Below are 14,761 nucleotides of genomic sequence, written 5' to 3'. Positions count from 1 at the left end.
TTTTCTTAAATATAGATCTTCTATATTTACATGCGGGGTTTCGGTTCGGATCGACTGGCGCACTCTGGGGTGCGTCCGATCCTGGGCGGTGCTCATGACCTATCTGCGCCTGATACCGTCGCACGAGGAAGGCTTGGGCCAGGGGCTCCATCCGACGCCGCCCAGGCGTCGGCCTCCGGCCCTCTCGCTGTCGATCGCCATCCTGCTGGGGATGTCCGGCGCGCTGCTGATGCTGAGCGAGGTGCGCGACGCGCCGCCCATCACCCCGCCCGTTCGCCCGCCTGAACGTTTCGACCCCGATCCCCCGGCGACGTCCCCCCCGCGCTTGAGGATTGTCGTGGCCCCGTCGACCGTCGTCGCCACCCACCCCGAGACCTGGGCCGCGCTGCCCACGGCCCTCACCGCTCCGGTGGTCGCCACGCCCCTGGCCGACCCCCGCGCGGCGACGGAACAGGCCGCGATCTGCCGCGAGGCCCCCGGCATGGCCACCCAGATGGTCTGCGTCGATCCGCTGCTGGCCGTCGCCGACCGCCAAGCCGCGGACGCCTACGAGGCGGTGCTGGCGGCGGGCGTCTCGCACGCCGCCCTGGGACGCTCCCAGGCGCGTTGGATGCTCGCCCGAGAGGAAGCGGCGCGATCCTCGCCGGAAGACTTGCTGGCGGCCTATCAGGACCGGATAGGGCGCCTGCGGGCGACCGCGGCGGCGCTGGTGTTGCGAAATGAGCCGTTCACGGGCCCTCGCCCCGTGAAGGAGCCCAACGCCGGCCGGCCCGCGAGCCCTTTGAAGGCGGCGATCACGCAGCGGTCGGCGACCCACGCGAAGGAGACCATTGCACGGCGACCGACGAACCCGGGGAAGGAGGCGATCACGCGGCGGTCGGCGAGTCCGGCCAAGGCGACGATTGCTCGCGGAGCGGCGAACCCCGTGAAGGAGACCCTTGCACGGCGACCGGCGGGTCCGGGGAAGGCGGCGATCGCGCGGCGGCCGGCGGACAGAAAAACGGCCATGAGAGGTCCCCCTTCCCCTCGGTCGCCTACGGCGACGCCGCTCTCACGGAAGAAGGCGGTTACCCCCGCGCCTTGACCGGCGCGGCGCCGTCGACATAGGCCTCGTTCAGATAGACCTCGGCCTCCTGCGGCGACAGGGCCGGCGCGTAGCCGAAGCCCTGGCCGTAGTCGCATCCCAGCGCCTGGAGGGCGCGGGCCATCTCGGCGTTCTCGACGCCCTCGGCGACGACCTCCAGGTCCAGGTCCTGCCCCAGCTTGACCACCGAGCGGACGATCTTGGCCGAACCGGCGTTGCTGCCCATGGTCCGCACGAAGTAGCGGTCGATCTTCAGCGTGTCGAACGGCAGGCGGGTCAGGTAGGACAGCGACGAGAAGCCCGTGCCGAAGTCGTCCAGCGCCAGGCCCGCGCCGGCCTCGCGCAGGGTCGCCAGGATCACGGCGGCCCGCTCGGGATCGCGCATGATGTCGCTTTCGGTGACTTCCAGCTTCAGGGCGCCGCGTGGCAGGCCGTGCTCCTTGAGCACCTGGCGCACGTCGTGGACCAGGCCGGGGCGGTCGATCTCGCCGGTCGACAGGTTGACGCTGACGGTCAGGGCGCCGACGGCCGGATGCGAACGGCGCCAGGCGGCCAGCTGGCGGGCCGAGGTGCGCATCATGTGCTCGCCCAGCTCGCTCATCAGGCCCATCTCCTCCACCAGCGGGAGGAACTCGTCGGGCGGCAGCATGCCGCGGCGGGGGTGGATCCAGCGGGCCAGGGCCTCGAAGCCGGACAGGGCGCCGGTCGACAGCCGCACCACGGGCTGGAAGAAGGGGGTGATCTCGCCGCGGCCAATGGCGCCGCGCAGGTCGGCCTCCAGGGCCAGGCGCGACAGGCCGTCGGTCTCCATCGAACGGCCGTAGGCGGCGGCGCCGCCCCGGCCCGCGGAGCCGGCGGCTTCCACGGCCAGTTCGGCGCGACGCAGCAGTTCGGCCGCCTCGGGCGCGTCCTCGCCGCCCTCGGCCGAGACCGCGCCGATCGACAGGGTCGGGTGGATGTCGAAGCCGGCCACCCGCAGGGGCTGCTCCAGGGCGGTGCGCAGCAGCTCGGCGGGCTCGAAGCCGGCCGGGTCGCACAGCACCGCGAACTCGTCCTCGCCGATCCGGCCCAGCAGGGCCTCGGACGGGAAGGCGGCCGCCAGGCGCGAGCCCAGGGCGGCCAGCACCAGGTCGGCGCGCTCGTGGCCCAGGGCCTCGTTCAGACGGCGCAGGCGGTCGACGTCGGCGACGACCAGTTCATGGACGCCGCTCTTGCCCAGTCGCTCGCGGGCCCGGGCGATGAAGCTCTTGCGGTCCAGCAGGCCGGTCAGGGTGTCGCGCTCGGAGGCGGCGAACTTGACCTCGGGGGCGATGACGCCGGCGGCGCGCACCCCGTCCTCCAGCCAGGTGCCACGCCAGATGCAGATCTCGCCGCCCCGCATGCGCAGGCGGGCGACGATCTCGCTGCCCGGCGGGCGGACCTTGAGGATGTCCTCGGCCTGGGCGCGATCCTGGGGCAGGGTCAGGGCGCGGAAGGCGGCGGAGGAGCAGTCCGGGGCCAGCGGCCCCAAGCCTAAAGCCCGCGAAGCCCCGTTGACCCGCAGGCGGTCGGCCTCGGGCTCCCAGAGCCAGAGCGCGACCTCGGCGGCGCCCAAGGCCTCGAGCGTGGCCGTGGCGTCCCATACGCGTCGCTGACTGATCTTGAACGACATGCCCTGATCCCACGCCCGAAGGCGCCGCGCCCGGGCCCGCGCTAAGATTCCTCCCCGAAGAGAAGACCGGCTAACCAGCCGGGGGCGCGACCATCCCGAACAGACGATGATCTCGCCACTCGCCGTTAATTTTCAGATAAGCGGGGGCATATCCCTCCTCCCTGAAGCCCGATTTCAGCAAGACGGCGGCCGAAGGTTCGTTTTCCGGCATGCAGGCGGCCTCCAGCCGGTGCAGCGCCAGTTCGCCGAACGCGAAGTCGATCGCGGCCCGAACCCCGTCCTGCATATAGCCTTGGCGGGCGTAGGGCTGGCCGATCCAGTAGCCCAGCACCGCCGTCTGCGACACCCCGCGGCGGATGTGGAACAGCCGCACCCCGCCGATCAGCGTCCCATCGTCGCGGCGGAACATGAAGAACGGAAACGCCTCCCCCACCTCCAGCTCGCGGGCATAGGCGTTGAGCCGGGCGCGGAAGGCCGGGCGGGTCAGGTCGTCCTCGGGCCAGGTCGGCTCCCAAGGCTTGAGGAAGGCGGCCGACCGGGCGCGCAGCTCGGCCCAGGGCTTGTAGTCATGCAGGCGCGGCAGGCGCAGGAACACCGTCTGGCCCTCGAGGCGCGGGCCGGGATCGGTCTGGAAGAGGCGGAGAAAAGCGGTCACGCGGAAGGTTCTCGTTCAGGGCCGCACCTTCGAGCGTCAGGGCGCCGGAGGCAATAGGGCGCGCCGTCTTGACGCGCCCGCGCTCGAAACCTTGCCGCCGCGCGGCAATAGCGTAGGACACGGCGTTCATGACACGCGCGACGCGGATTCGACGCAAAGCCACGACAGCTTGCCGCTGGCGTCGCCGTGTCGCGCGACGGCGATTTTCGGCGGATGAGACGGCTGACCAAGTTCTACAGGACCAAGCACAACACCTTCGCCCGTCGACGGCGCCCCGGCTGGCGGACGATCCTGGCGATCCTCCTCCTCGTGGCCGGGGTCGCGGCCCTCGCCTGGACAGCGGTCCACCGGGTCCGCGCGCCGAAGGCCGCCCCTGTCGCGACCGCTCCGACGGCCCCGCCGACGCCCCTGGTCCTGCCCCTGAAGCCGGGGGACTGGCGCGGCCGGATCGACTATCGCGCCCTGGACGCCCGCATCCAGGCGATGATGGCCGACCGGTCCATGGAAGGCCTGGCGATCGCCGTGGTCGAGGACGGCCGCCTGTCGTTCGTGCGGGGCTATGGCCGGACCGCTCCCGAGGACGGCGAGGCCGTCGGCGCCGACACGGTCTTCCGCTGGGCGTCGCTGTCCAAGACCGTGGCCGGGACGCTCAGCGCCCGCCTGGCCGGGGACGGGGTGTTGTCGCTGGACGACCCGCTGGGGAAATTCGGCACCAGCCTGCGCCTGCCCGGCGACGCCCAGAACAGCCTGACGATCGAGCAGTTGCTGTCCCAGCGCACGGGCCTGCCCCGCAACGCCTATGACGGCTGGCTCGAGGGCGGCCGTGACCCGAGGATGATCCGCCAGAGCCTGGCGATCGTGCCGCCGCAGTGCCCGCCGGCCACCTGCCATACCTATCAGAACGTCGCCTACGACACGATCCGCGAGGTGGTGGAGACCGCCACGCACCGGCCCTACGCGGGGGAGGTCCGCCAGAAGCTGTTCCTGCCCCTGGGCATGGCCAGCGCCACGATCGGTCTCGACGGCCTGCGCGGCGCCCGCCATTGGGCGCGGCCGTCCCGCGGCGGCCGCGCCATTCCGCTGGTCGACGCCTACTACCGGGTCCCCGCCGCGGCCGGGGTCAATTCCGATATCGTGGATCTGGCGCGGTGGATGCAGGCCCAGATGGGCCAGGCCCCCGCCGTCCTGCCCGCCCCGGTGCTGGCGGAAATCCAGCGTCCGCGCGTCAACACGGGCCGGCCCTACGGCAACTCGCCGCTGGGCCGGTCGTTAGACCATCCCGGCTACGGCCTGGGCATGCGCAGCTTCACCTATCAGGACCACCGCCTGGTCGGCCACAGCGGGGCGGTGGACGGCTATCGCTCGACCATGATGTTCGACCCGGCCAGCAGGACCGGCGTGGTGGTGCTGTGGAACAGCGAGAGCAGCCTGCCCTTCAAGCTGCAGGCCGAGATCTTCGACCTGTACTACCACCTGCCGTTCACCGACTGGCTGCAGCTGAAGAACGACCGGACGCCCGCGCTCGAGCCTTGAGCGGTGGGGGCGGCCCCGCGCGACGCCCTCAGCGCATGCGCTCGAACGCATACTGCCCGGAACCGCCCCACTCCTTGGTCCAGTGCGGCGCGACCGCCATGATGTTCGCCGAGGTCGGATAGGCCGTGTACCGCAGGCTGCCTGTGGCGCCGTCCAGGGCCAGGCCGAACTGCACCGCGCCGTCCTGGTCGGCCTTCCACTCGCCCTTCCAGAGGGGCTTGTCGGTGATCTTCCCCACCTGGGTGACCTTGCCGTCGACCGTGAAGTTGAGCACCGAGTTGCGGCGCCTCTGCTCGATCCACAGGCCCAGGACGTCGCGCTCGGCCTTCAGCTGCGCCTTGGACTTCACGAGGCCTGGCCGGAGCGGAACCGCCCTGATCGGCGGCCTGAGGACGATCGGCCGGAGCGGCTTGGTCGGCACGAAGGTGGCCGGCGCGTCCGGCGTGGTGGTCGGGGTGACGCCAGGCGCGGGCGGGGTCGGCGTTTCGGCCACGGGCTCGGACACCGCGGGTTCCGTCGTGGCGGGGGGCGGCGTTGGCGAGGGGGGGACCGCGGGCGCGGGCGGCGCCGTCGGGGTTTCCGTCTTCGGCGGCGGCGGCTTGGCCGCCTCCTTCTTGTCGCAGCCGGCCAGCGCCAGCGCGACGAGGCCCACCGTGATCCAGCGTCCAGTCATGTCATCGCTCCCGAAGGCCCGACGTCCCTCCGTGAACGGCATTCAAATCCCGATGTTATGCGAACTCAAGCAAAGATTGCGGATCGCACGTTTTGCGAGAGCTCAGCCCAACGCCGCCTCGAACACCTCGCCGGCCTTCAGGGCCGTCTTCGCGCCGAGGATGGCGCTGGCGGCCCTGGCGGGGCCCAGGATCGCGCGGCCCAGGCGCTGGAGATCGTCGACGCTGACGGCGTCGACGGCCTGGGCCAGCTCGGCGGGGGTGTAGAGGCGACCGAACATCAGGGCCTGGCCGGCCGCCTGCTCGGCCCGCGACAGCGGCTGCTCGCGGGCCATGAACATGTGGGCCTTCAGCTGGGCCTTGGCGCGGGCCAGTTCCGCGTCGTCGATCCGATCCGCCAGCAGGCGGATCTGCTCTGCGCAGACCTTGGCGGTCTCGGCCGCGTCGCCGGCCGCGCAGCCGGCATAGACCCCCAGGGCCCCAGCGTCGGCATAGGTGTCGGCATAGGCGTCGATATTGTAGGCCAGCCCCCGCTTCTCGCGGGCCTCCTGGAACAGGCGCGACGACATCCCGCCGCCCAGGGCCTCGGCGAAGATCCGCAGGGCGAAATAGTCGTCCTCGCGGGCGCTGACGGCCGGCAGCATGAACACCAGGTGCGCCTGCTCCAGCTTGCGGGCCTGGCTCTTGCGGCCGCCGACGAAGCCGGCGGGTTCCGACGCCGAGGCGCCGGGCGCGGCGGGCATGGACCCGAACTCGCGGCGGGCCAGGTCCAGCACCTCGTCCAGCGCGACCGCGCCCGAGCAGCTGACGATCAGCCGGTCGGCGGCGTAGAGCTGGCCGCGCCAGTCGGCCAGGCCCTCGACCGTGGCCGCGTTGACGCTGTCGACCGTGCCCAGGATCGGCCGGGCCAGCGGGTGGTCGCCCCAGGCGGCGGCCTGGACCAGGTCGAACACATAGTCGTCGGGGGCGTCGGCGGCCTCGGCGATCTCCTGGGCCACCACCTGCTTTTCGCGGGTCAGGTCGCCCTCGTCGAGCGTCGGACGCAGGACGAGGTCGGAGAGCACGGCCATGCCCAGGTCCAGCCCGCCCTTCAGGGCGCGGACCTGGAAGCTGGTGCGCTCATAGCCGGTGGCCGCGTTGATCTGGCCGCCCTCGGCCTCGATCACCTCGACGATGTCGCGCGAGGAGCGCTGGCCCGCGCCCTTGAACACCATGTGCTCGAGCAGGTGCGACCAGCCCGACCGGGCCGGATCCTCGTAGGCCGCGCCGCGCCCGGCGACGACGGAGAGCGCGATGGTCTCCAGGCCCGGCATCGGATCATGGACGACGCGGACGCCGTTTTCGAGGGTGTGGAGGGTGGTGGAGGCGGCCATTCAGTCTTTCTCCTCCCCCGTGCAGCGGGCAGGGCTATCGCATATGGAAATTCCGGCCCAAATCAGGGTTCGGACCGGCTTTGGCGCCACCTGGATCGACCCAAGGAAAGCTTCGGATCGCGCGCGAATACTGACTTTCGAGTCGGCTCCACTGCGCACCGAGATGGCCGTTTTTCCATATGCGATACCCCTGGTGCAGCGGGGGAGGTGGCCGCGAAGCGGACGGAGGGGGCGTCGGAGCGGCGGCAGGACGCCCCCTCCGTCACGAGGCTGCGCCTCGCGCCACCTCCCCCGTTTCACGGGTGAGGAGCAAAGACGCCCCGTATCACAGACCCGCTGACGCGAACACCCGGACGAACGCCTTCACCGTCTCGGCGTCGGCCGGCAGGCGGTCGAACTTTTCGGGCTTCTTGGACAAGTCCGGCGTGGCGCGCGGCGTGGCCGGCGTGACGCCGGCCGCGGCCGCGACGGCCTCCGGGAACTTGGCCGGATGGGCGGTGGACAGCACCACGACCGGGGTCGCCGGATCGGCCAGGCGCAGGACGTTGGCGGCGGCGACGCCGACGGCGGTGTGCGGGTCGATGACCTCGCCGGTCTCGTTCAGGGTCGACAGGATGGTCTTGGCGGTGTCGGCCTCGCTGACCGACGCGCCCTGGAACAGCTCGCGCATCTTGGCGTGGGCGGTGGGCGGGATGTCCAGCAGGCCCGTGCCGGCGAAGGCGCGGAACGCGCGGCCGGTCTCGACGCCGTCGCGGCCGACGGCCTCGAAATAGAGGCGCTCGAAGTTGGAGGCGACCTGGATGTCCATGGCCGGGCTCTGGGTGGCGGCCACGGCGCCGCGCGCATAACGGCCCTCCTCGAAGGCCCGGGCCAGGATGTCGTTGCTGTTGGTGGCGGCCACGATCCGGGCGATCGGCAGGCCCATGCGGCTGGCGACATAGGCGGCGTAGGCGTCGCCGAAATTGCCGGTCGGCACCACGAAGGCGACCTTGCGGGCCGGCGCGCCCAGGGCGACGGCGGCGGTGAAGAAATAGACGCTCTGGGCGGCGATCCGCGCCCAGTTGATCGAGTTGACGCCCGACAGGTCGACGGCGTGGCGGAACTGGTCGTCCGAGAAGGCCTGCTTGACGATGGCCTGGCAGTCGTCGAACGAGCCCTGGATCGAGACGCAGGCGACATTCTTGTCGGTCGCCGTGGTCATGAACCGGCGCTGGACCTCGCTGATCCGGCCTTCGGGGAACAGGGCGACGATGCGGGCGTGCGAGCGGCCGCGGAAGGCCTCGACGGCCGCGCCGCCGGTGTCGCCCGAGGTGGCGCAGATGATGGTCATGGTCCGCGACTGGCGCGACAGCACGTAGTCGTACAGCCGCCCCAGCAGCTGCATCGCCACGTCCTTGAAGGCCAGGGTCGGGCCGTGGAACAGCTCCAGCAGGTGGCGGCCGGGGGCCAGCTGCTTCAGCGGGACGACGGCGGCGTGGGCGAAGGTCGAATAGGCCTCCTCGCACATCTGCCGCAGATCGTCGGCCGGGACGTCGTCGCCGACGAACTTGCCGACCACGGCGGCGGCCACCTGGGCGTAGGGCTGGCCGGCGAAGGCGGCGATCTCGTCCGGCGTGAAGGTCGGCCAGCGCTCGGGCACGTACAGCCCCCCGTCCGGGGCCAGGCCGGCCAGGACCGCGTCCAGGAAACCGATCGACGGGGCCTCACCCCGCGTGGAGACGTAGCGCATCAGGATCTCATCTTCCGCCAGAGCATGGCGGCATAGATAAACAGGAGGGTTACGGCAAGACCGAACCACGTCAGCGCGTATTCCAGGTGCCGATTGGAAATTTCTGCCGGAAGGGGCGCGGGGGTGACGCCGGGCGGAACGGGGGTCGCGGACTCGACCATCAGGATGTAGGGCGCGGGCTTGTCGGCGGAGAAACGGGCCACCGTCGCGGCGCGGTCGCCGCCCAGCGACTTGGGCGCCATCAGCACGCCCACGGCGTGGGCGGGGGCGCCCAGGGCGACGGGCGCGGGGGCCGATTGCCCGGTCAGGGCCGTGACCACGCCGAGGTCCAGCAGGATCGCGCCGTAGCCGGACGCCGAGGTCCGGCAGAGGGCGGTGGCGCGCCAGACGATGTCGCCGTCGCGCACGCCATAGACCAGCGGCAGGGTCTCGGCCCGGTCCGACGCGCAATCGACGGCGGTCCGGGTCCACGCCACGTCCTCGCCCTTCGCCGCCCGCGCCATCACGGTCGCCAACGGCTGGGCCGGCGCGGTCTTCAGCGCCTCGATCCGGGCCAGCAGGTCTTCCTTCCAGGCCAGGCGCTTGAGCTGCCAGCCGCCCAGCACGCAGAGGATGGCGAAGGCGATCAGGGTGGCGATGGTCAGGCCGATGGGAAGGCGGCGGTCCCTGGGGGCGCCCTCTGGTGGCTTGGAAGCGTCAGACATCGTGGCGGCCGGCCTCGGAGGCGTTGTTGGCGATGTGGGCCGCGACCATAAGGCCCTTGGCCGGGCGCATCAGGCCCAGGCACGCCACCAGGGTGATCGGCAACCAGACCACCAGCAGCAGCCAGGCCGGCCAATTGAAGGCGAACATCGAGAACAGCGCCCCGAAGGCGCACAGGAAGCCGGCGATCAGGATCACGAAGGTCGCCCCGCCGTCGCCGGTCTCGTGGGCCCCGAGGTCGAAGCCGCAGGCCTCGCAGGTGCGCGAAACCTTCAGGAACCCGTCGAACAGCATCCCGTCGCCGCAGTGCGGGCAGCGGCCGGTCGCGCCGGCGAGGTAAGGGTTCACTTGGGCCATGGGGCTATTCCTTACACCGCGCCACGCTCGTCATCCCTACCAAACAGTTGTCATCCCGGACGAAGCGCGCAGCGCGAAGATCCGGGACCGGGACCAAAGCGCCGCGCTTCCGGCGGTCCCGGATCGGCGGCCCTGCGGGGCCTTGTCCGGGATGACAGCTTTTGGATGCGAGACGAACGGAGGCGGGCGGACTCCAAAAACAAAAAGGCCCGGAACACCGCTTGGCGTTCCGGGCCCTCTCGAAGCGGATGATCTAGTGCGGCGAGGCGCCGAAGATCACGTAGACGAAGGCGAACAGGAACAGCCAGACCACGTCCACGAAGTGCCAGTACCAGGCGGCGGCCTCGAAGCCGAAGTGCTGCTTGGGGGTGAAGGCGCCGTTCATCAGCCGGATCAGGCAGACGATCAGGAACAGGGTGCCGACGAACACGTGGAAGCCGTGGAAGCCCGTGGCCAGGAAGAAGGTCGAGCCGTAGAGGCCCGAGTTCGCCGCGGCTTCCGAGTAGAACAGCTTCTCGTGGTTGATGTGGGCGTATTCGAACACCTGGATGCAGGTGAACAGCGCGCCCAGCAGGATGGTCAGGATCAGGCCCCACTTGGCGCCCTTGCGGTCGCCTTGCTGCAGGGCGTGGTGCGACCAGGTGATGGTGGTGCCCGACAGCAGCAGGGTCAGGGTGTTGACCAGCGGCAGGTGCCAGGGCGAGACGGCCTCGACGCCGGCCGGCGGCCAGGTGGCCCAGGCGGCGCGGACTTCCTCGATGCCCGACAGGGTGCGGTGGTGATGGAACAGGGCCATCTCGAAGAAGATCCAGAACCACGCCACGAAGAACATCACCTCCGAGGCGATGAACAGCACCATGCCGTAGCGCAGGCCGATCGAGACGACGGGGGTGTGGTCGCCGGCGTTGGCTTCCTTCACCACGTCGCGCCACCAGCCGAACATCGTGTAGAGCACGCCGGCGATGCCGGTCGCGAACAGCCACCACTGGCCCTTCTCGATGCCGAAGACGCCGCCCTTGATCCAGGCGATCAGGCCGAGGGCCATGACCGTGGCCGAGGCCGAGCCGACGAACGGCCACGGGCTGGGGGGCAGGATGTGATAGTCGTGTTTGACGGCGCCGTGGGCCATGTGCGTGCTAACCCTTTAATCCCTCAAGAGCGTGATCGCCGAAGACGGAAGCCGTTGCCGGCGGCCTTCACGCTCTCACCCTGTAAATCCAGCCCATCGACCCGGTTCCCCCTGCCGACGCGCCCTGTGTGAAACGCTATAGCGCCCTCGGCGGCTTGCCGCCAAGGGGTTCGACGATGCGCGGCGGGCTCTCCGCCTGTTTCGCCCCGGCCGCGTCAGGAACCGCCGGGAAGAAGGTGTAGGACAGCGTGATCGTCGACTTGTCCTTGGTGTCGGCGTCGGTCACGAAGCCGGGGTCGACGAAGTAGACGACCGGGAACTCGACCGTCTGGCCCGGCTCGATCGTCTGGTTGGAGAAGCAGAAGCATTCCAGCTTCTGGAAATAGGCGCCGGCCTGCTCGGGCACGACGTTGTAGAGCGCCCGGCCGGTCATCGGCTTGTCGCCCTTGTTGGTCACCTTGAAGAAGGCCAGGCCCGTGTCGCCGATGCGGACGTCCTGGCTGGTCTGCATGGGCTGGAAGTCCCAGGGCAGGGTCCGGACGTTGGCGTCGAAGCGGATTTCGACCTTGCGATCCAGCACCTTGGTCGGCTTGGCCGCGGCCTTGCGCACCGTGCCGTCGAAGCCGGTGGCCTGGCAGAACAGCTTGTACAGCGGGACCGCGGCATAGGCCGCCCCGACCATGCCGAAGAAGGCCAGGCCGCAGATCGCCGCGACCTTCAGGTGGCCGCGCCCCTTCGGCCGGGGCCCGACGCCGACCTGGTTGTCGGCCTCGATCTTGGCCAGATCCTCCGGCGACAGGCCGTCCTTAGAAGTGGGGGCCAACATTGCCTCCCAGCTTCACGACGGTGACCACGAACACCAGGATGACGAACGCCGCCAGGCCCAGGCCCAGGGCGATGTTGCGGCCGCCGCGCGCCTTGGCGGCGGGATCCAGGTCCTTGCGGCTCATAGCGGCAGCTCCAGCAGTTTCAGGCCCCAGACGGGCAGGCCCAGCACCGCCTCGGCCAGCAGGGCGGCGAACAGGGCGAACAGGTAGAGGATCGAGAAGGCGAACAGGTTGCGGGCGTCCTTGGCGCCGCCCACGGGCTTGCCCTTGGCCGCGGGCGCCTCGTCCTTGACCTCATAGAGGTCGCGGTCGGCCGGACGAGGGTCGGCGGCGTCGCCGGCGGTGCTGGCGAACACCCGCCATGCCAGGGTCAGGAACACCAGGCCGCCCAGGCCCGAGACCGCCAGGTACAGCCAGCCGCCCAGGCCGGTGAACACCGGCGCCACGCAGACGGGGATCAGGACCAGGCTGTAGAGCAGGATCTGCCTGCGGGTCTCCCTGGCCCCCTTGACCACGGGCAGCATCGGCACGCCGGCCTTGGCGTAGTCGGTGCTGATGTACAGCGACAGGGCCCAGAAGTGCGGCGGGGTCCACAAGAAGATGATCAGCACCATCAGCCAGGCGTTCAGCGGCGCGTGCCCCGTCGCGGCCGCCCAGCCGATGACCGGGGGCAAGGCGCCGGCCAGGCCGCCGATGACGATGTTCTGGGCCGTCCAGCGCTTGAGCCACATGGTGTAGACCACCGCGTAGAACACGATGGTGAAGGCCAGAAGGCCCGCGGCCAGCCAGTTGATCGCCATGCCCATCAGCATGACCGACAGCAGGCTCAGAACCACGCCCAGGGTGGCGGCCTCCTCGCCCTTGACCAGGCCGGCGGGCACCGGACGGCCGCGCGTGCGGCGCATCTTGGCGTCGATGTCGGCGTCGTACCACATGTTCAGCGCGCCCGAGGCCCCGGCCCCGACGGCGATGCAGAACACCGCCACCGCGCCCAGCAGCGGATGGATCGGCGTGCGGGCGGCCAGCAGGCCCGTCAGGGCGGTGAACACCACCAGCGACATCACCCGCGGCTTCATCAGCTGGAAATAGTCCTGCCAACGGGCGTGGCGGACCGTGGCGGTCGCCTCGTCGTCGGGGGTCAGGACATCTCCAGAAAGAGCTGGGGAACGGGCCATTTTACTTAAGGGTTCGGGTCTTGATGGGCGAAGGGCGCGGACTGGATTCTCATCCGGCCCGCGCCCCCGCGTTTTGCGTGTCTAGTCTACCAGATTCAGTGGCTGTCGGCCTTGATGACCGGCGGATCGCTGAACTGGTGGAACGGCGGCGGCGAGGACAGGGTCCATTCCAGGGTGGTGGCGCCTTCGCCCCACGGATTGGCCTCGGCCTTGCGACGGCGAACGGCGGCTTCCAGCAGGATCACCAGGAACACCACCACGCCCACGGCCGTGATCGCGTAGCCGACCGACGAGACGTAGTTCCAGTGCGCGAAGGCGGTCGGATAGTCCACGTAGCGGCGCGGCATGCCCTGCAGGCCCAGGAAGTGCTGCGGGAAGAAGATCAGGTTGACGCCGACGAACATGATCCAGAACTGCACGCAGCCCAGGAACTCGTTGTACTTCACGCCCCACATCTTCTCGAACCAGTAGAAGAAGCCGGCGAAGATGGCGAACACCGCGCCCAGCGACAGCACGTAGTGGAAGTGGGCGACCACGTAGTAGGTGTCGTGCAGGCTGTAGTCGATGCCGGCGTTCGACAGGACCACGCCGGTCACGCCGCCGACGGTGAACAGGAAGATGAAGCCGATCGCCCACAGCATGGGCGTCTTGAAGCTGATCGAGCCGCCCCACATCGTGGCGATCCACGAGAAGATCTTCACGCCGGTCGGAACGGCGATGACCATCGTCGCGGCCACGAAATAGGCGCGCAGGTTGATGCTCATGCCGACGGTGTACATGTGGTGGGCCCACACGATGAAGCCGACGAAGCCGATGGCGACCATGGCGTAGGCCATCGCCAGGTAGCCGAAGATCGGCTTCTTGGAGAAGGTCGAGACGATGTGGCTGATGATGCCGAAGCCCGGCAGGATCAGGATGTACACTTCCGGGTGGCCGAAGAACCAGAACAGGTGCTGGAACATGACGGGGTCGCCGCCGGCGGCCGGGTCGAAGAAGTGGGTGCCGAAGTTGCGGTCGGTCAGCAGCATGGTGATGGCGCCGGCCAGGACGGGCAGCGACAGCAGCAGCAGGAAGGCGGTGATCAGCACCGACCAGGCGAACAGCGGCATGCGGTGCAGGGTCATGCCCGGCGCGCGCATGTTGAAGATCGTGGTGATGAAGTTGATCGCGCCGAGGATCGAGCTGGCGCCGGCCAGGTGGAGGGCCAGGATCGCCAGGTCCATCGACGGGCCGGTGTGGCCGGTGGTCGACAGGGGCGGATAGATCGTCCAGCCGCCGCCGAAGCCCTTGCCCGGGCCGCCGTCGACGAACATCGAGGTCAGCAGCAGCACCCAGGCGGAGACCAGCAGCCAGAACGAGATGTTGTTCATCCGCGGGAAGGCCATGTCCGGCGCGCCGATCATGATCGGCACGAACCAGTTGCCGAACCCGCCGATCATCGCCGGCATGACCATGAAGAAGATCATGATCAGGGCGTGGGCGGTGACGACGGCGTTGTAGCCGTGCTTGGACTGCTCGACCAGGCCCATCAGGCTGACCGACGAGTTGGGGCCGAAGATCTGGATGCCCGGCTCGGCCAGCTCCCAGCGGATCAGGCCCGACAGCGCGCCGCCCACCAGGCCCGCCATGATGGCGAACAGGATGTAGAGCGTGCCGATGTCCTTGTGGTTGGTCGAGAAGAACCAGCGCTGGAAGAACGGCGGCTTGTGGTCGGCGTCGTCGTGCGCGTCGTGGTGATCGATGTCAGCGGCGTGAGCCATCGGACTTAATCCTGCAATCGTATCTTAGGCCGCCGGCGCGGCGGGAGCCGCGGCCGGAGCGGAAGCGGGGGCGGCGGCCGGCGTCGCGGCGGCGGGAGCGCCGGCGGCGGGGGCC

The 14,761-nt window shown here is 69.9% G+C and carries 14 protein-coding genes; 2 read left to right on the top strand and 12 right to left on the bottom strand.

Annotated elements, in window-relative coordinates; translation table 11 throughout:
* The first annotated feature begins 94 nt into the window (after positions 1 to 94).
* A complete protein-coding gene (locus AC07NX_RS13085) occupies positions 95 to 1,084 on the top strand; it encodes a lysozyme inhibitor LprI family protein (protein WP_494642297.1) in 990 nt (329 codons plus the stop codon).
* Here the strand turns inward: AC07NX_RS13085 and AC07NX_RS13080 are convergent.
* Together AC07NX_RS13080 and AC07NX_RS13075 are read right to left on the bottom strand one after the other, a co-directional pair.
* Positions 1,068 to 2,735, bottom strand: a complete 1,668-nt coding sequence (locus tag AC07NX_RS13080; protein WP_494642295.1) for a putative bifunctional diguanylate cyclase/phosphodiesterase — start codon at positions 2,733 to 2,735, stop codon at positions 1,068 to 1,070. The two genes, AC07NX_RS13085 and AC07NX_RS13080, sit on opposite strands and share 17 nt — an antisense overlap.
* A gap of 70 nt (positions 2,736 to 2,805) precedes the next feature.
* Positions 2,806 to 3,390, bottom strand: coding sequence for a GNAT family N-acetyltransferase (locus tag AC07NX_RS13075; protein WP_494642294.1), 585 nt, complete (start codon positions 3,388 to 3,390; stop codon positions 2,806 to 2,808).
* Positions 3,391 to 3,603: 213 nt separating this feature from the next.
* Between AC07NX_RS13075 and AC07NX_RS13070 the strand changes: the two genes are divergently transcribed.
* On the top strand, positions 3,604 to 4,923 hold the full coding sequence (locus AC07NX_RS13070) for a serine hydrolase domain-containing protein (protein ID WP_494642293.1): 1,320 nt from the start codon (positions 3,604 to 3,606) through the stop codon (positions 4,921 to 4,923).
* Between the two features lie 28 nt (positions 4,924 to 4,951).
* On the opposite strand, the gene AC07NX_RS13065 is transcribed toward AC07NX_RS13070, so the two are convergent.
* The 10 genes from AC07NX_RS13065 to ctaD all read right to left on the bottom strand — a co-directional run bounded on the left by AC07NX_RS13065 (position 4,952) and on the right by ctaD (position 14,646).
* Positions 4,952 to 5,596, bottom strand: coding sequence for a hypothetical protein (locus AC07NX_RS13065; RefSeq protein ID WP_494642292.1), 645 nt, complete (start codon positions 5,594 to 5,596; stop codon positions 4,952 to 4,954).
* A 102-nt stretch (positions 5,597 to 5,698) separates the two neighbouring features.
* Positions 5,699 to 6,967: a M16 family metallopeptidase gene (locus AC07NX_RS13060; RefSeq protein ID WP_494642290.1), complete on the bottom strand. Its 1,269-nt coding sequence runs from the start codon at positions 6,965 to 6,967 to the stop codon at positions 5,699 to 5,701.
* Between the two features lie 325 nt (positions 6,968 to 7,292).
* Positions 7,293 to 8,696 carry a threonine synthase gene (gene thrC, locus AC07NX_RS13055; RefSeq protein WP_494642289.1) on the bottom strand — a complete coding sequence of 468 codons (1,404 nt, stop codon included), beginning with the start codon at positions 8,694 to 8,696 and terminating at the stop codon, positions 7,293 to 7,295.
* The gene (locus tag AC07NX_RS13050) at positions 8,696 to 9,400 is read right to left on the bottom strand and encodes an SURF1 family protein (RefSeq protein WP_494642288.1); all 705 of its coding nucleotides are present in this window, start codon (positions 9,398 to 9,400) and stop codon (positions 8,696 to 8,698) included. Before AC07NX_RS13050 ends, thrC begins: the two co-directional genes overlap by 1 nt.
* Complete coding sequence (locus AC07NX_RS13045; RefSeq protein ID WP_494642286.1) at positions 9,393 to 9,755, bottom strand: DUF983 domain-containing protein; 363 nt, start codon at positions 9,753 to 9,755, stop codon at positions 9,393 to 9,395. Before AC07NX_RS13045 ends, AC07NX_RS13050 begins: the two co-directional genes overlap by 8 nt.
* 253 nt (positions 9,756 to 10,008) lie before the next feature.
* On the bottom strand, positions 10,009 to 10,884 hold the full coding sequence (locus AC07NX_RS13040; RefSeq protein WP_494642285.1) for a cytochrome c oxidase subunit 3: 876 nt from the start codon (positions 10,882 to 10,884) through the stop codon (positions 10,009 to 10,011).
* Between the two features lie 136 nt (positions 10,885 to 11,020).
* Positions 11,021 to 11,659, bottom strand: a complete 639-nt coding sequence (locus AC07NX_RS13035) for a cytochrome c oxidase assembly protein (protein WP_494642489.1) — start codon at positions 11,657 to 11,659, stop codon at positions 11,021 to 11,023.
* A gap of 31 nt (positions 11,660 to 11,690) precedes the next feature.
* Positions 11,691 to 11,834 (bottom strand): cytochrome c oxidase system small membrane protein, encoded by a 144-nt coding sequence (locus AC07NX_RS13030; protein WP_018061469.1) that lies wholly within the window; start codon positions 11,832 to 11,834, stop codon positions 11,691 to 11,693.
* Positions 11,831 to 12,886 carry a heme o synthase gene (gene cyoE, locus AC07NX_RS13025; RefSeq protein ID WP_494642284.1) on the bottom strand — a complete coding sequence of 352 codons (1,056 nt, stop codon included), beginning with the start codon at positions 12,884 to 12,886 and terminating at the stop codon, positions 11,831 to 11,833. Before cyoE ends, AC07NX_RS13030 begins: the two co-directional genes overlap by 4 nt.
* A gap of 95 nt (positions 12,887 to 12,981) precedes the next feature.
* Positions 12,982 to 14,646 (bottom strand): cytochrome c oxidase subunit I, encoded by a 1,665-nt coding sequence (gene ctaD / locus AC07NX_RS13020; protein ID WP_494642282.1) that lies wholly within the window; start codon positions 14,644 to 14,646, stop codon positions 12,982 to 12,984.
* Positions 14,647 to 14,761 lie beyond the last annotated feature (115 nt).

It is taken from the genome of Caulobacter sp. GW821-FHT09A05 (genome assembly GCF_059418465.1).
The sequence above is the reverse complement of the archived record's forward strand: the minus strand, read 5'-3'. Positions and strand labels throughout refer to the sequence as shown.